Annotated in this window: 17 protein-coding genes; 13 read left to right on the top strand and 4 right to left on the bottom strand. The window is 45.1% G+C overall.

Annotation, left to right across the window (positions count from 1 at the left end):
- Positions 1-17: 17 nt before the first annotated feature.
- The gene (locus ACYVGR_RS16785; RefSeq protein WP_460958692.1) at positions 18-443 is read right to left on the bottom strand and encodes a hypothetical protein; all 426 of its coding nucleotides are present in this window, start codon (positions 441-443) and stop codon (positions 18-20) included.
- A gap of 417 nt (positions 444-860) precedes the next feature.
- Between ACYVGR_RS16785 and ACYVGR_RS16780 the strand changes: the two genes are divergently transcribed.
- Positions 861-1,955, top strand: a complete 1,095-nt coding sequence (locus ACYVGR_RS16780; RefSeq protein ID WP_460958690.1) for a GntR family transcriptional regulator — start codon at positions 861-863, stop codon at positions 1,953-1,955.
- A 342-nt stretch (positions 1,956-2,297) separates the two neighbouring features.
- Here the strand turns inward: ACYVGR_RS16780 and ACYVGR_RS16775 are convergent, their stop codons facing one another.
- Entirely contained in the window at positions 2,298-2,750 is a 453-nt protein-coding gene (locus ACYVGR_RS16775) for a RidA family protein (RefSeq protein ID WP_460958688.1), read from the bottom strand.
- A 121-nt stretch (positions 2,751-2,871) separates the two neighbouring features.
- Entirely contained in the window at positions 2,872-4,146 is a 1,275-nt protein-coding gene (locus ACYVGR_RS16770; RefSeq protein ID WP_460958686.1) for a M20/M25/M40 family metallo-hydrolase, read from the bottom strand.
- A 222-nt stretch (positions 4,147-4,368) separates the two neighbouring features.
- Between ACYVGR_RS16770 and ACYVGR_RS16765 the strand changes: the two genes are divergently transcribed.
- The 12 genes from ACYVGR_RS16765 to ACYVGR_RS16710 all read left to right on the top strand — a co-directional run bounded on the left by ACYVGR_RS16765 (position 4,369) and on the right by ACYVGR_RS16710 (position 16,085).
- Positions 4,369-5,916, top strand: coding sequence for a S10 family peptidase (locus ACYVGR_RS16765; protein ID WP_460958684.1), 1,548 nt, complete (start codon positions 4,369-4,371; stop codon positions 5,914-5,916).
- Positions 5,917-5,952: 36 nt separating this feature from the next.
- The gene (locus ACYVGR_RS16760) at positions 5,953-6,156 is read left to right on the top strand and encodes a hypothetical protein (RefSeq protein WP_460958682.1); all 204 of its coding nucleotides are present in this window, start codon (positions 5,953-5,955) and stop codon (positions 6,154-6,156) included.
- A gap of 90 nt (positions 6,157-6,246) precedes the next feature.
- Entirely contained in the window at positions 6,247-7,413 is a 1,167-nt protein-coding gene (locus ACYVGR_RS16755) for an amidohydrolase (RefSeq protein WP_460958680.1), read from the top strand.
- Between the two features lie 77 nt (positions 7,414-7,490).
- On the top strand, positions 7,491-8,501 hold the full coding sequence (locus tag ACYVGR_RS16750) for an oxygenase MpaB family protein (protein ID WP_460958678.1): 1,011 nt from the start codon (positions 7,491-7,493) through the stop codon (positions 8,499-8,501).
- A gap of 182 nt (positions 8,502-8,683) precedes the next feature.
- Positions 8,684-10,126, top strand: a complete 1,443-nt coding sequence (mnmE, locus tag ACYVGR_RS16745; protein ID WP_460958676.1) for a tRNA uridine-5-carboxymethylaminomethyl(34) synthesis GTPase MnmE — start codon at positions 8,684-8,686, stop codon at positions 10,124-10,126.
- A gap of 242 nt (positions 10,127-10,368) precedes the next feature.
- On the top strand, positions 10,369-10,929 hold the full coding sequence (locus ACYVGR_RS16740) for a helix-turn-helix domain-containing protein (protein ID WP_460958674.1): 561 nt from the start codon (positions 10,369-10,371) through the stop codon (positions 10,927-10,929).
- Positions 10,926-12,044, top strand: a complete 1,119-nt coding sequence (locus ACYVGR_RS16735; protein ID WP_460958672.1) for a tyrosine-type recombinase/integrase — start codon at positions 10,926-10,928, stop codon at positions 12,042-12,044. Before ACYVGR_RS16740 ends, ACYVGR_RS16735 begins: the two co-directional genes overlap by 4 nt.
- A gap of 21 nt (positions 12,045-12,065) precedes the next feature.
- Complete coding sequence (locus ACYVGR_RS16730) at positions 12,066-13,046, top strand: hypothetical protein (protein WP_460958670.1); 981 nt, start codon at positions 12,066-12,068, stop codon at positions 13,044-13,046.
- A 94-nt stretch (positions 13,047-13,140) separates the two neighbouring features.
- The gene (locus ACYVGR_RS16725) at positions 13,141-13,506 is read left to right on the top strand and encodes a helix-turn-helix transcriptional regulator (RefSeq protein WP_460958668.1); all 366 of its coding nucleotides are present in this window, start codon (positions 13,141-13,143) and stop codon (positions 13,504-13,506) included.
- Entirely contained in the window at positions 13,491-14,579 is a 1,089-nt protein-coding gene (locus tag ACYVGR_RS16720; RefSeq protein WP_460958666.1) for an AAA family ATPase, read from the top strand. The genes ACYVGR_RS16725 and ACYVGR_RS16720 overlap by 16 nt, the downstream gene beginning before the upstream one ends.
- Positions 14,580-14,848: 269 nt before the next feature.
- On the top strand, positions 14,849-15,739 hold the full coding sequence (locus tag ACYVGR_RS16715; protein ID WP_460958664.1) for a DUF6371 domain-containing protein: 891 nt from the start codon (positions 14,849-14,851) through the stop codon (positions 15,737-15,739).
- Complete coding sequence (locus ACYVGR_RS16710; protein ID WP_460958662.1) at positions 15,717-16,085, top strand: hypothetical protein; 369 nt, start codon at positions 15,717-15,719, stop codon at positions 16,083-16,085. The genes ACYVGR_RS16715 and ACYVGR_RS16710 overlap by 23 nt, the downstream gene beginning before the upstream one ends.
- Positions 16,086-16,385: 300 nt before the next feature.
- On the opposite strand, the gene ACYVGR_RS16705 is transcribed toward ACYVGR_RS16710, so the two are convergent.
- A complete protein-coding gene (locus tag ACYVGR_RS16705) occupies positions 16,386-17,090 on the bottom strand; it encodes a ParA family protein (protein WP_460958660.1) in 705 nt (234 codons plus the stop codon).
- Positions 17,091-17,285 lie beyond the last annotated feature (195 nt).

The following is a 17,285-nucleotide window of genomic DNA, read 5'->3' as shown; positions in this document are numbered from 1 at the left end:
TGAATATTCAATAAAAGCTACCTGATACTGTCATCGGCTAAAACTACGCCCGATTTTCGGGTCAATATATAGTGGCGATACCAGTTGCCATCCAAGGCACTCATAGACAACCAAAAGGCATTTTCTGAAATATCCTTATAAGCACCATGCTCAGCCAGATAATAATAGCTTTTACCAGGTTCAACGCGCAAATAAACAATGCGACTTCTGGAAAGTACCAAACCAATACTATCCAGATCTGTTTCAATCAGCCCATAGCCAGCACGGCTATGAGACCCAAGCTTGAGAATTGTAGTCGGGTCCAGGCTTGTCATAATATCATACACAGGATTACCCAGGTAAATTTTCGCCAGCTTTTGTTGCTGACCATAACTATATGTGGAACTCAAAAGCGTGAGTACAATCAGTCGTGCAAACCTTACTGTAAATTTCATCTTGTTCATAGTCGAAAGATACATACTGAATAGTTTCGATGTTCCTTGGTCCTTATCGGGCTAAAATCCGCTTGATGCCAAATCAGTAAACGTATATAAATTCTTAGCTTTACGGCTCCAACCGCTTCTTCTAAAGTGACCTATGTTGCCCTGTTTCACTTTGATAAATACAAAATTTCACTTTCCTATTTATGAGCTAACTTGCCTGGCAGTCTATGTTGTTTCCTGTTAATGAAGTTATTTCTTACAACTAAATTGGATAAGCCTACGTTTTGATAACGTTACCGGAAACGTTTGCATAGAAATAATCAGATATTTTCTTCTTTATATCTAGTATTTTTCAGAAGATTATAGCCTATTTCAGTCAGGGTTAAGGTTAACTATTACGAGGATTATCGCCGAATAATCCAGAAAATATGAAAAATTATGATAGCGAAACTTCCTTCTCCGGTTCAGGGTCGCCGACAAGCATTTGGATTTGTCGATGTGGATGGCGGCCCGTCAGTTCCGCTGTATAAACTTCAGTTTAATCCGAAAGACAAGACGCCCAAGTACAAACAGATCGTCCAATCAGTAATCACCGATATTGAGCGGGGTGTCTTAAAAAATAATGAGCAGCTTCCCTCTATCAGTGAGTTAAGCGTTGAATATTATCTGGCTCGCGATACGGTCGAAAAAGCTTACCGGGAGCTTCGGGAACAGGGCTACATTACATCGGTGCAGGGTAAGGGGTATTATGTTCAGGCCAGTGCAGCGCCTAAACTGAAGATTCTCCTTATTTTCAACAAACTCAGCTCGTACAAAAAAATCATTTATTACTCATTCCTGAAAGCACTCGGCGATAAAGCAACGGTTGATTTGCAGATTCACCATTATAGCGCCTATCACTTTCAGCAAATTATTGAGAAAAATCTGGGCAAGTACAACTATTACGTTGTTATGCCGCATTTTACCCAGGATTTGGACAAGGCCAACTATAGGAAGGTTCTGGAGTCGATTCCGACCAACGAGCTGGTGTTGCTCGATAAAGATGTTTCGGAGTTATCGCCGGCCACGTTGAGCGTTTACCAGAACTTTGACAAAGACATTTGTGAAGCCCTCGAAAACGCACAGGATTTGTTGATCAAATACCCTCGGATGGTTCTGATTTTACCCGGCGATGGCAACCACCCAGCCGAAATTGCGCATGGATTCCGATCCTTCTGTGTCAACTACAACAAGGAATTCTCCATTAAAGAGAACGCCATGAATGAGAATCTGCAGGCGGGTACCGCTTATGTGGTCATTGAGGAAACCGATTTATCGGAAGTGGTGAAGAAAGTGCGCCAGTCGAACTATGAATTAGGTCATGAAATCGGGATTATCTCGTTCAATGAAACCACGCTTAAGGAACTGTTGAACATTACTGTAATTACGACTGACTTTGAAGCGATGGGCTACACCGCAGCTTCTTTATTACTTGACAATAAGCACATTAAAGTAAAGAATCCTTTTTACATGATCCGGCGCGAATCGTTGTAATGGGCATATCATATAAACAGTGGGGGCAGTTTTGAGAAGCTGCCCCCACTTATTTTATAAGGATTGGCGAATAATTTAACTAGCGAATAGTCCCGATGAATTACCTATCATCGAACCTGTTTAAACTTTCAGGATTCCGCCCAGAAGGGGTAACATTTTTTGTCATTCCGACGCAAGGAGGAATCTTGAGCTTGACTAATACACAACTTTGAGATTCCTCCTTGCGTCGGAATGACAAAAAACTGGCAAGTATTTTCTGGGAAAGAAAAATTTAATTACCTAGTCCTTTATTAACCTAGATCGTTCGGAAAAGAAATCTATCTACGAAGACGCTAGGGAGCTCTACTTCTTCTTCGGCATGGCGGCTGTCATGGTCATTTCGACGCTGGCCCCAAAAACCAATTTAGCCACTCCCACTGTTGTCCGGGCTGGGTAAGCACCTTCTTTAAAGTACTTTTTGTAGACGGTGTTCATCTTCGCGAAGTCGTCCATATTGCTGAGGTAAACCGTTACACTCACGACATCGTCAAGCGAAGCGCCAGCATCTTCCAGAATACCCTTAATGTTCAGAATTGTTTGCTCGGTTTCGGCCTCTATCCCACCGGCCACAACTTTGGACGTTTGTGGATCGGTACCTACTTGTCCAGATACAAACAGCAAACCATTACTAACAACACCCATGCTGAATGGGTAGGGCATCGCAGGAGCTTTACGCGGCTTTACAATTTCTTTGTGCTGCCCTAATGCCGAAAAACTGATACTAAAAACAAGCAGAGGAAGGATAAGATACTTCATGAGTATTAAAGTGAGAAAATAGTTTGACAATCAAAAAATGGTATACAACAAGTTGTACTACGTCTTTGTGGGGGCAGATTCTTAAATCTGCCTTCACGAAATCACACTGTGTTCAAAAAAACTAACGCGTCAGCCGATAAATGTATAAAGCTGCACGTTGAACCAGCAAGGGAAATTCTTTGGTATTCATTGTTTCTTCGATGCTATGCGCACCTTTACCCGATGCGCCCAACCCATCCAGACAAGGCATGAATTCGGCCACAAACGATACATCGCCCGCGCCACGGGCACCCGGATCAAAGGCGCTTACGGGTCCAAGTCCCATGTCCTTACTAAGCTTATCAAGTTGTTTACGCAATTCATCGTTAGCGGCAGACGGTTCCATACCCGGAATGCCATCGGTAAACGAAATGGTGGCTTTCGTCAATGGTAGGCTTTTCTCCACGATTTCCCGCATTTTGGCCCGTGCATTTTCTTTCTGTTTTTCCGTCAGGAAGCGTAAATCACCTTTCACCAGTGCCGTTCCGGCTACGATGTTCGTTTTACCAATCGTTTCTGCTTTGGCCGTTTTTTCGTCGTAGTGTACTTCCGAACCACCCACAATCAGGCCGGGGTTGAAGGTCAGATATTGCTCCTGACCTAGCGTCCGTCGAAACTCATTCAGAATCCGAACGGCTTCATAGATAGCACCATACCCCAGATCGCTGAAAATTCGGGAGGAGTGCCCCGTTCGCGCTTTTACGTTGAGTGTCCACCCGCTCGAACCCCGCCGACCAGTTGTTACGCTATTCAACCCCTGTGCCGTTTCGAAGGCAAGCGCGATGTCGCATTTCTTAGCCCGTTCGATAAAATCACGGCGACTTTCTGGTCCACCCGAACTCTCTTCATCGCCCGTGAAATAGATGGTAATAGAGGTATCGTCGAGCAATTTTTGCGCATGTAAGGCTTTGAGCGCTGCAATAACGAGTACATCGCCCCCTTTCATATCCGCAACGCCCTGTCCCGACGCTGTCGAGTCGTTGATGAGCGTGAAGGGTTCCATGGGCAAACTTTTCTCAAAAACGGTATCGAGGTGCCCGATCAGAAATAACTTTTTGCCTTTTTTACCCTGCCGGGTGGCTACCAAGTGTCCCGCCCGATTCAGGGAGTCGGGCAAGTTGACCCATTCGGTTTTAAAACCCAGTTTGTCAAATTCATCGGACATCAATTTTCCGACCTTCCGTACACCTTCTTTATTAAGGGTGCCGCTGTTGATATTGACGACTTTTTGCAGAAACAGATCGGTTTCGGGCATTTGTCCTATTACTCTAGCAATAACCGCCTTTTCAACGTTCGAAAGTGACTGGGCCGATACACTATAACCAGCGATCAGTAAAAGGAACAAGATTTGTTTCATAGGTAGTTTGATTGGGCTAATGGGCTAAAATACGGAAAGTTAAAGGCCAATGAACCAATGATTTGATTAAGTACAACTTTTACTTCGTTCTGACCTACTACGACTAAAAATGAACAGACTGGCACGCTGACTCCAAATACTATTTGGCGATTCTTTCTATCTTCGATCAAAAATACGTACCTCTTTGCCCGAAATTTTCGCTTAATCGCGTCAACCGACTTCATGAAACAAGCTTTCCTCCTACCACTACTCTGTTCGTACCTAGTCATTGGTGCTCACGCACAAAAACCGGCCACTACCGAGAAACAGTTGCCCAAAGATGATAAACCGGCCTCCTTCTCGCGTACGCTCAACGTTGATTCGCAGGTTACTACCAATGGTCAGGTAACCATCAAAGGCCAGCGAGTACCATACAAAGCGACTGCCGGCACCATTCCGGTTTGGGACGAAGAAGGAAAACCACTCGCCGGGGTCTTTTTCACCTACTTCGAACGCTCCGATGTGGCCGACCGGGCAGCGCGTCCGCTGGTCATTTCGTTTAATGGAGGTCCTGGTACGGCTTCTGTCTGGATGATGATCGGCTATACCGGTCCGCGCATTCTGAAAGTTGATGACGAAGGCTATCCTATTCAGCCCTACGGCATCAAAGACAATCCTCACTCGATTCTGGATGTAGCGGATATCGTGTATGTCGATCCGGTTAATACTGGTTTTTCGCGCCCCGTCAATAAAGACGTTCCAGTTGCGAAACTGTTCTTTGGGGTCAACGCCGACATCAAATACCTGGCCGATTGGATCAACACGTTCGTAAGTCGTTACAATCGGTGGGCCTCTCCCAAATACCTGATTGGCGAAAGTTACGGCACCGCCCGCGTGTCAGGGCTAGCTCTGGAATTGCAAAATGCGCACTGGATGTACCTCAACGGCGTCATTTTAGTATCGCCAACGGGCCTGGGTATCGAGCGCGATGGACCAGCACAGGGCGCGCTGAAACTCCCTTATTTTGCGGCAACAGCCTGGTATCATAAAGCCTTACCTGCCGATTTGCAAAAGAAGGATTTGACCGATATGCTCCCCGAGGTAGAAAACTTTGCCATTCAGGAATATCTGCCGGCGTTGGCATTAGGCGGCTCGCTTAGCGACCAGAAACGGAAGGAAATAGTAGCCAAAGTAGCTCGTTATTCTGGCTTGTCGGAAACGGCGGTGATGCAGCAGAATCTGGATATTCCCACCAATTTCTTCTGGAAAGAGCTACTACGAAGCAAAAGCCAGACCGTTGGCCGACTAGACTCCCGTTATTTGGGAATTGACACCAAAGATGCCGGTGTTACCCCCGATTATAACTCCGAACTGACCTCCTGGTTGCATTCGTTTACACCCGCCATCAACATGTTTATGCGGGAAGAACTCAACTATAAAACTGACCTGAAGTACTACATGTTTGGCCCTACGTTTCCCTGGGACAATACCAACAACCATACCGGCGAAAATCTGCGTCAGGCAATGGCTCAAAATCCGTATCTGCATTTATTGGTACAATCAGGCTACTACGACGGAGCCTGCGATTATTTCAATGCGAAATACAATCTATGGCAAATGGACGCTGGTGGCAAGCTGAAAGATCGGATGGAGTGGGAAGGCTATCGAAGCGGTCACATGATGTACCTTCGCAAAGAAGATCTGGCCACCAGTAACGAACGACTTCGGAAATTCATCCAGAAAAGTACACCCAAAAACAGCGAACCAGCTAAATACTCGGGAAGTAAATAGTTCAATTAGGCAACAGGTCATCTCGAAACGACTATCATGGCGAAATTCAAGAAAATAGTAGTTGGCATCCTGATGATGATCGTTTGGGGTACTATGTTCGCGATGGTGATCCCCATGAAAAGTCTTCGTGGGCAAGTGGTAACTGTACTTATTTGTCTTATACTCAATAGTATTCTGGCAGCTTATTATAGCTGCATCGATCGCCGACCAGCCAGTTTTCGGGAATGGCTTAAAATGTGACACACTGGCGCGGGTATTTACCCGTGCCTACTTATATAGCAAGCATTCGCTTGCGTCAGTGAATACTGACTTCATAAACAGGACGGGCCCATGCCCGCGCCAGAACCCCTAAAAATGGCTTTAGACCCTACCACCTTTCGTCAATTCAGACACGAGCTTCACCGGTTTCCTGAAGTTTCAGGGCAGGAAATTGAGACTCAGAAACGAATAAAAGCATTCGTCAGCCAGTTCAATCCTGTTGCTAGTAGCAACGTGGGGGGAACAGGTTTACTGCTTCAATATGGTCAGGAAGATACTGGGCCAGTTACCTTAATTCGGGCCGATATTGATGCTCTGCCCATTCAGGAAGTAAATACCTTTGACCACAAATCACAGAACAAAGGCGTTTCGCACAAGTGCGGACACGATGGGCACGCGGCTATTCTTGCCCGGTTAGCGTCTTTATTAGCCGAAAACCCGGTTTCGGACGGTCGGGTCTATTTGCTGTTTCAACCCGCCGAAGAAACGGGCAAGGGCGCCGAAGCCGTCCTGCACGACCCCAAATTTGCTGCCATTCATCCCAACAGAGCGTTTGCCCTCCACAATTTACCCGGCTTTACGTTAGGGAGTATTGTATGCAAACCTGGTTCGTTTACATCGTCAGTGCTTAGCATCATCGTCACGTTTACGGGCAAAGTTTCGCACTCTGCCGAACCCGAAAAAGGGCTCAATCCAGCCTATGTGATGGCTGACTTTATGTTGCGTACGAAACAGATACAGCATCCAGAGCCTCAATCGGATGATTTCGCGTTGATAACTCCAATTTACACTATGATGGGCGAAAAATCTTATGGCATATCGGCTGGTTATGGCGAAGTTCATCTAACCCTTAGAACCCGAAACGCCAAACGGATGGATGCCTTAACGGCTCAGCTACAGACTTTACTCGCTGAGCTTTCAACAGCGAGCGGTATCGATATACAAACGAGCTATACCGAAGCGTTCGTGGCCAACGAAAATGATATAGAGGTTTATAACCTGATCAGGCAAAGCGCTCAGGCACTTGGATATAACTTCATCGAAAAAACGGAGCCATTCAAGTGGGGTGAAGATTTTGGTTTGTTTACTCAACACTATCCCGGAGCCATGTTCGGTATTGGCAACGGAGAAGACTCCCCCGCCCTCCACAACGACGACTACGATTTCAACGATAGCCTGATTGAACCAGCCGCCCAGTTATTCCTGACATTGGTGCATCAACTGCATGGCTCAAAGTAGCCAGTCGGTTGATGGTCAGTCAAACCAATTGAGTACGCCCAACGTTTACAAAGTGCCTAGCTGTACTCATAACGACGATGCCAGTTCTGATCAAGCCAACCCGTTCATTTTCCGACAACTTGCTCCAGCCGTATAGGCAGCAAGGCGACTCACCTGCCGACGCTGTTATTGCGGCTGTGGTAGGGGCAAACGGTCCCACAGAATTACGGTCACTGATGACGTGGCTAGCCGATACGACGAACTTTTCAACCGCGAACCAGCATCAGGTGGTGCAGGACTTTTTTATGGCTCAGGCGCAACTACCCAGTTGGGCAAATTCAGATCGTATGCAACGGGGCATGGCTTTTTTTCAAAAACATGCTCAACAAATTGGCCTTGTGCTGGGCTTCTTTTCACTCCCCTTCTCCTATCTTGGTGCTCATGGCGCCCAGGTGTTATGGTTGACTGAGCGCATTAAAAACGATACAGCCCGCCGATTACAGGAAACCGGCGAATGGGTATTTGGCGTCAATGACTCAAAGGAGTGGAAATCAGGCAAGGCTATTGACCGAATCCTAAAAATCCGTCTGATTCATGCCGGTGTGCGCTGGTTTGCGATCCATTCTAAAAAATGGAATACTGACTGGGGATATCCTGTCAATCAGGAAGATATGGCTGGCACGAACCTAACATTTTCTTACGTTGTCCTGTTGGGCCTACGTAAATTGGGGATAGTCGTTAGTGAGCAGGAAGAAGAAGATTATCTGCACCACATCAACGTGGTAAATTATCTCAATGGAGTAGCGGAAGAACTTCTACCCAGGAATCTTCGTGAAGCGTACACCCTTAGTCACGCTATTGGCCGACGTCAGTTTGCCCCTTCCGAAGCAGGTATCGGGCTTACCCGTTCGTTACTGGATGCTATTGCCGAACAACTCGCGCAACATCAAAAAGGCCGACCTGAAATGATTCGGAACCTCGTGGCCGGTGAAATGCGTTTCTTCCTTGGCGACGCTTATGCCGATTGGCTTAAAATTCCAGCGGTACCCGTCGAAAAACGCCTAGCAGGACTGCTCAATCAGTTATCCATTTTTCCAAAAACGGTATAAGGTATTCAGTGGCGTATCAACTAGTACTTGTCCAATTTAGATTCTAGAGATTCTTTTGATTCTAATTGATGAGTACATATTGATTATCAGCAGAATAGTGACAATAGAATCCGATAGAATCTATAAAATCTATAAAATCTACTTTGGTAAAGCACTAGTATATCAGCCGTTCTATTGTAGCAATGGGCTACCGTAAACCAAATACCGTAAACCATAAACCAGATACTACAAACTTGTTTCAATTAGATCCCATTGCCGCCCTTGCTACTGCGCCGGGCATCGGAGCCATTGCCGTTATCCGCGTATCGGGCGAAGGCGCCATTGAGCTGACCAACCGTATGTTCCGGGGCAAAGACTTGACGCAACAGCCCAGCCATACCGCTCATTTTGGCACCCTCCGAAACCGCCCCGACGAAACAGGAAATGCCAGCATCATCGACGAAATACTGGTTACGGTTTTCCGCGCGCCGAAATCGTTTACCAAAGAAGATGTGGTCGAGATTTCGTGTCATGGGTCCGAGTTTATTATCCAACAGATTTTACGTCGGCTTACGCAGGAAGGCGTCCGACTGGCCAAGCCGGGCGAGTTTACCCAACGTGCTTTTTTAAATGGTCAGTTCGATTTGGTCCAGGCTGAAGCCGTAGCTGACCTGATTGCGTCGGATTCGGATGCCAGTCATCGGGCGGCACTGACCCAATTGCGCGGAGGCTTCTCGAAACAACTCAAAGAACTCCGACAGCAACTCATTGATTTTGTGGCCTTAGTAGAACTGGAGTTAGACTTCGGGGAAGAAGATGTAGAGTTTGCTCACCGTGACCGACTCCGACAACTGATGCTCGACATCCGACGAGTGCTACATCCATTAATCGAATCATTCTCAACCGGAAATGCCATTAAAAACGGGGTACCTACGGTTATTGTCGGCAAACCCAACGCAGGCAAATCGACCTTGTTAAATGCACTGCTTAACGAAGAGAAAGCTATCGTTTCCGATATTCCGGGTACTACTCGCGATGTCATCGAAGATGAATTATTCATTGAGGGCATCCGCTTTCGGCTGATCGACACGGCTGGTTTACGGCAAGCCACCGACCGTATCGAAGCCATTGGTATTGAGCGAACGCAGCAGAAAATGCGCGATGCGGCTCTGGTTGTTTATCTGTTCGACGGAAAAAACATTGAACTCAATGAACTACAAACGGCACTTACCGAAGTACGTGAATCGGGCAAGCCCTATTTACTTGTCGGAAATAAATTAGATGCGGTTGATGATGAAAAACGTCAGGCATTAGAAACTATAGCTGGTGAAGCTATAGTCTGGATTTCGGCAGCCAGACAAACGCATTTAGAGGAGTTAAAAGTGGCCCTTTCAGCTCGGGTTCGTACCGATGCCGCTGTGCAGACAGGCAGCGCCGTGGTGACTAATGCCCGCCATTACGACCACCTCACCGCCACAGACGATGCCCTCGCCCGCGCTATCTTAGGCCTAGATACAAACGTAACCCCCGACTGGTTAGCAATGGACCTACGCGTTGCATTACAGCATCTGGGTGAGATCACTGGCGAGATCACAACCGACGACTTATTAGAGTCGATTTTCAGTAAGTTCTGTATCGGAAAGTAACCTTACTGAATAACCATTTTGCATCCTATCAATAAATAGTACCTAAAGCCCTGAAAATGGGCTTTTTTCATGCATTATACTATTAGTTTACCGAGTGATGGTAGTTGTTTATTGAGTAAAAATTTGTACCTTTATTGTATCTGCTATAAGGGCTTTTAGGAAAAGTCCTTTTTTTGGCGAGATAATGACACAAACTGACACACTAAGACATAGTCTGTCATTCTATTGACACAGCATGACACATGAGTTCTAATATTCGGATCATTCGTATCTGTCAACAATGCGGTAACGAGTTTGAAGCACGTAAGACAACGTCTAAAACGTGTAGTGATACTTGTGCGAAGAAGGCATATAAAGCACGCCAGCGGTCGGGAAAGGTTGAGGTAAGCAATCAGCAGACATTGCAACTAAAAATCAAGCCGATTGAAGATATAAAGGCGCAGGAGTTTCTAACGGTTGACGAGTCGGCCAAACTCATTCGGATTAGTCGTCGCAGCTTGTACCGGCTCAATGAGCGAGGAGAACTGCCTTTTGTCAAACTCAATCGACGTACGGTCATCCGTCGCTCTGATATAGACCGGCTCTTTGACCGACCAACCGAACTCCTGGAGAAGAGCCGACCCATTCCGGTTCCACTCGTTGACTGCTATACCATGAAAGAAATACGGGATAAATACAGTATTTCCGAGAAGGCTTTATACGACCTGATACAACGGCATGAAGTTCCGAAGCAGTACAGCGGAATATATGCTTATGTACCTAAGTCTCGAATTGATCAGCTACTTGCTTCCACCCTACCATGATTAAAGTCAAACTACGTAAAAAGCCGATTACGGATGGCCGAGCCAGTCTCTACTTAGACTATTATCCAGCTATCCCCCACCCTGATACAGGTAAAGATACCCGGCGTGAATTTTTAGGGCTGTATCTATTTAACCGCCCTAAGACACCTGCTGACAAGGAGCAAAATGCAGAGACAATTGCTTTGGCTGAAACAATTCGGGCAAAACGCCAGATTGAAGTGCAGAACGGGGCCTATGGGTTTCTTTCAAAAAAGACTTTGAATAGCTGCTTTGTGGCGTACTGTGAAGGCATAGCCGCATCACGGACAGGCAGCAATAAAGACGGCTGGGATAGTGCTTTGCACTACTTGCGGGATTTTACAGGTGGAACACTCAAACTATCCACATTGACGTTAAAGAAATGCCGGGATTTTCGGGCGTATATGATGCAGGCAAAGAGCCAGCGAAATGATGAACCGTTAGCGATAAACTCTACCGTCAGTTATTTCAACAAATTCAAAGCTGCGCTGAAGCAGGCGTATAAGGACGGCATAATAAGTACTGACCTTGACGCAAAAATAGAGGGTATCAAGCCGGAAGAAACCCGGCGAGAGTATCTGACTTTAACCGAATTACAGGCGCTCGTCAAGACAGACTTACCTAGTCTCCCTGTACTTAAGCAAGCGGCCTTGTTTTCGGCGTTGACGGGCTTGCGCTACTCCGATATTGAAGCATTAACCTGGGAAAAAATCCGGCACGATCCGCAAAACGGCTATACTATCGCTTTTCGACAAGAGAAGACAGACGGTATAGAGTATATGCCGATTTCAGAGCAAGCCGTTTCGTTATTAGGTGAACAGCAGAAGGACAGTCAGCCTGTTTTTCCTGGTTTAATGTATTCAGCTCATTGGAACAACAAGTTAAAACAGTGGGTCAAAGATGCTGGAATAACCAAGCCAATAAGCTTCCACAATTTCCGGCATACATACGCAACCTTGCAACTATCCCTAGGAACTGACATTTATACAGTTTCGAAGATGTTGGGCCACCGCGAACTGAAGACTACACAGATTTATGCAAAGATCATCGACCAATCAAAACGGGATGCTGCTGATCGGATTAAGATTGATTTATAGATTAGCTTCCATTTATTACAAATGACTCAATACGAACAGAAGCAGGAGCAACTCGAAAGAGACTTCACTGACATATTCATAAAATTGCTGACCGCTGAAAATGAAGACGCTCGAAAAGCAGTTTTAGAACCCCTGCAAACTAAAGGGTCTGTTATTGCAAAAGAAGCACTTGAGCTTCTTATTAATAAGATATATCGTGGCGAAAAAGAATTTGAGGTAGAGACTAAGGTATTATATTATGATTACGATGATAAGGATTATGATGAGTTCCGGGCAACCTTGACTTTTCCTGCACACAAAGTATTTACTTCATTAGACCAGAATATAAGCTACCCAGTTACTTGGTCATTAATCGCTAAAATTTTCACGACTGTTAGCACAGAACTTAAGTATATAAAAAATACCATTTATAAAAGGTCTCAATACGACTCACTTATAGAAAAGGGCTTTTTCCAAGGCGATAAAACGCAGAAAGATGAGGTTTTAGATACAGGCGAAAACCGAATAGCCACACCTTCTACTATTCCCTCCCAATCGACACCAGCAGTCAAACGCATTAATGATCAGACCGAACAGTCCCAAAAAACGAAATCACAGACCTCTACCGTTTTCAGAGCTGAATCCTCAGAAACATTTGCGGACTTTTTTAGGAAAGATGGTTTAACCCAAAATGATCTATCTAATTACGTCGATATCCTAAAGAATTTTCGTTATGATCGCCCAATCTTAAATGCAGATGGGAAAGAAAAGTATCATTGGACGAAGCCTATAGTGAATGAGAAAGGAGAATGGATTGGAAAAAAAGGAAGCATAGAAGTGCTCGTGGCATGGGTTAAACGGCTGGAAGTAATAGGTAGAATACCAAAATTAGAGGATAAACATCTAGTAAAGCTTTTGAATAATCACTTTCCAAATCTCGATATGGGTGCAGATGGCCGATCATTAAGGGGAGAAATAAAAGACGAATTACTAGACACCTTTACGAAGCTCATACCAGCTTGATGCCAATACTGCCGTTGTAAAAATGGCAGTATTGGCATTGTGGGCAATATAACAACCAAGATTTTTGTGCCATGTTCCACTAACCCCAAAGGACATGGATTCACAATTTATATTAACAACACCTTCCCAATTAAAAGCTCTATTGGAAGAAGCTGTCAGGAGTGGTCTGGCAAACTACCAGTCTTCAATCGTACAACAGCAGACGGAAGACCGCTGGCTTACAATTGAAGAACTGAGTTCTTATCTACCTGGAAAGCCAGCCGTTACGACGCTGTATAGTAAAGTCCAACACCGTGAGATACCCCACAAAAGGATGGGGAAACGCCTGGTTTTCCTCAAATCAGAGGTTGATGACTATTTAAAGAATCAGCGCTGTAAAACACGGATGGAGATTAACACAGAAGCCGATGAGTATCTAGCCAAAAACAGAAAAGGGAGGGCAACATGGAGCAAACGATAAACGCCCTAACCCCATTTCAGAACGTTGAGCTAATACAGAAAGGCATTACATTCGACGGACTACAAGCAGAAATTAGTCGGCAGAGTATTCTCAGAGAGAAAGGTTCTGATCATATCGGAGCCTTTCTGATCCGTTCCGCTGCGGACTGGATCGCAGAGTCGAAAAAGCTTCCAACCCCTAAAGGGCTTTTCGATAAGTTCTGGTTCGAAGGCGAAATCTGCATATTGTTTGCCAGCTCCAATCAGGGTAAATCACTCTTGGCCGTTCAGATTGCCAACAGCATCAGTACGGGTTTTCCAATAGACGGGTTCAAATTTGACTCAGGTGCTCAGAAGGTAATTTACATTGATTTTGAGATGTCGACCAAGCAGTTTGAAGCCCGATATTGCGAAAGTGGCACGAATCACTTTCAGTGGAGCGACAACCTACAACGTTGCGAAATTGATCCCGATGCTGAACTACCTGCTCACTGTAAGAATCCGGAGGATTATCTTGTCGATTCGATCGAACAAGTAATCATCCGGACTGACGCTAAGGTTATCATTCTTGATAACTTAACTTATTTAGCCTCTGATACCGAAACGGCCAAAGGTGCTGCTCCGTTAATGAAGCAGTTGAAGCAGCTGAAGACCCAGTACGGCCTATCATTACTCGTTTTGGCTCATACGCCTAAGAGAGAAATCACGAAACCCATAACACAGAATGACCTTCAGGGGAGTTCACGACTGATGCAGTTTTGTGACAGCAGTTTTGCCATCGGAGCCAGTTCACAAGGGAGTAGCACAAAGTATCTAAAGCAAATCAAAGCCCGCAACACCGCCATTGAGTATGATGCGGAGAATGTTATCGTCTGTCATATCCAAAAAGAGGGCAGTTTTCTTTCCTTTAAATTGGTCGGGTATGGCAAGGAGTGGGAACACTTGAAACCCCCTTCGAATGAAGAAAATACAGATCGGAATACCAAAATTCTGGAGTTACATGCAGAGGGAAAGACCCAACGCGAGATTGCATCAGAGGTTGGTACTTCTGTCGCAACGGTCAATCGACTATTGAAAGCTGCAACACCTGCCTAATCGGTGTTACATCTGTTACATGTTTCAAGTCGTAACAAATGTAACATGTAACACATCTGTCAACCGCTACTCCTCTGTAGCGTATGCAGTGGGTAGTTAAGGCATCCACTGCGTACCCTCAATTCTACAACTGGGTTTCCCAGACTCGATGCTTAGGCTACGAGTAATTGTCATAGTTCTGCCTACCATTTATATCAACATGATGGAAGAATGTATGACGCTGGTATGCACGCTAGTGTGCCTATTAACTCATCTAATATCCTTGATTTATGTTTAATGATACTTCAGAGCCCGAACAAGCTCCTCGATTACGCCCCTATTATTTGTCTAAACCAGCCAGCATTATTGATGCCAATCAAGTTTCAAGCACCTTAACCAATTTTGAGCAGAATAATCTGTACCACTACCTCTATAAACTTTTTGGATTCCAGAAAGCTCAGACATTAGTTACTCAATTTCAGATAGGTACATCTCAACACTGGCCTGGGGCAACCATATTTTGGCGAACAGATCGTACGGGAAGAACACGATCTGGTCAAGTAATCCTCTTTGATTCTCACACAGGCAAGCCTGATTCCGTCCATCAGCCTGTTCCATTTCACCAACTGATGAAGATGCCTCTATTCAACTGTAGGCCCTGTTTATTTGGCGAACATCAACTCAATACGAAGCCTCTAGCGAGCATAGCTTTGGTCAAGCATGAGATGACTGCTATCATCGCATCAGCTTATTATCCAGACTACATTTGGTTAGCCTCGGAAGGATTAGCACTCGATGATATTGAACCCTACCAAGCAATTTCGGAAAGGAGGAATATAGTCCTGTACCCAAGTTTATCCAAAGATGGTAGCGCCTTTCAAAAATATACAAATCTGGCCAAGCAGCTCCAGCAGTTGTCACATGGCCAGGTTCGTGTTTCACGCTATCTGGAAGATAATGCTAACGAAGACCAGCGTAAGGCAGGATTAGATATCGCTTACTTCTTGACTCATCTCCGAGAACCAAGGTCGTTGCAAGCTGCAGCCAATCCAGGTGGGTTGTCATTGGATTCCTCTCCTACCATTTCCCTCAATCCGAACGGAACTGTTTTTTATTCTGAACCCACTCTTCGTAAAGCTGCAAATTTTGCCTCTGGCCATGAATCGACAACAGAACTTTAAAAAGATATTTGCGGGCACAACGATTAATAGTAAGCAGGTTGTAAGCTCGCTGGGTAAGTGGCCGAATCACTTTCCTAAGATGGCAGGTCCCAAAGTCCTGACTGAGCATGTTGGCTACTGTAAATATTTATTCAAAATGTTTCTCATGCATCCTATCCTATTTATGGATCTTTTCGAGGAAGTGGGCTTATTGCTGGAATTTGAACCCCAAACAGCGCCCGATTTATTACGGCAGTGCCTAGACTCGATTAAACAGCTGATTCTGGACAATGAGTGGTATGAACTTATGCCACGCTATGAACAGGGTAGACGACGACTTTGCCAACGATTCAATTTGGGATGCTAACTCAATACCTCCATAGTCATCTTTCATTTAGGAGTTGCTATGGAGGTGTATAAACTACTCGACCCATCTATGTAGAATCAAGTTGTATGCCTCCGTGCAAGAAGACTGTATATATCCGTACTCTCTACTTCTACCAAGACGCTAAGCGCCCTACATGCCGACTGCTACTGTAATACCTAGCAAATGGCTATAATTATCTGATTTGGTCAATGCCCAATTGTATCATACAATGCAGCTGACCATAAATCTGTAGTTGCGAAATTGGCTGGTCGATGGGTGCTGAACGAGTAACTATGATGGTTATTTATGACCGGAATTCTTAAATAAATCTCCGTAGGGAGTCGACCGTAACTGCCCTAAGAGGGCCTGATAAAAGGCTTCCATTTCGTCAGCTGCCGCTTTATATTCCCGTTTTCGACTAAGTGCATACATTTCATTGATACCCATACCGTAAATAAATGGCTCTTTGTGAGGGACACGGTGATGAATTAACTCTTGGAAGGGCTTCCAAGGTTGACTCTGAAGCCATTTATGATACCATTTGTCGATATTTGATTGGGCATTATATTGATTGATCACAATACCTGTCTCTAATTTTATATCCCTGTAAGCCCGCATCTCTTCAATTCGATTCATGTACGTGTATAGAGATTGGATATCCGGCCCAGAACACCGCACAGGAATAAGATTATAATTGGTCATTTTCAAAATCTTTGTATCTGCGTTGCCATAAGTAGGCATCGAGTCTACGATGATCACACTGTATTCACGCCCGAGTCGTTTTAATTGATTCACCACTATACCATCGGGTGTCCATATTACATCTACAGAAGGCAGCTCTTCTGTAGCCCTAGCTCGAATCTGACCCCAGCGCAAACTCGTCTGAGAATCATCGCAATCAGCAATACAGGTTAAATACCCATCACGGGTAAAAAGTGAAGCAAGGTTAAAGGCCAAGGTACTTTTGCCGGAGCCCCCTTTCGGCGAGGTTACTGAGATCATCATTTGCGCTAGTATTTAGGCAGCAAAACTACTGAACTATTATCAGTACTCAATGCACAACTAAAGATCAACTTTTTGATATTCAGATATTTATATTTTCAGGCATATTGTAGAACTCATACATATTAGCGACCTTTGGCCACCCCAGAAATGAATTTTCGGCAAAATTCAACTCTTGGCTGGTGATTAAAAGGACAT

The sequence above is a fragment of the Spirosoma litoris genome (genome assembly GCF_054776755.1).
The sequence above is the reverse complement of the archived record's forward strand: the minus strand, read 5'-3'. Positions and strand labels throughout refer to the sequence as shown.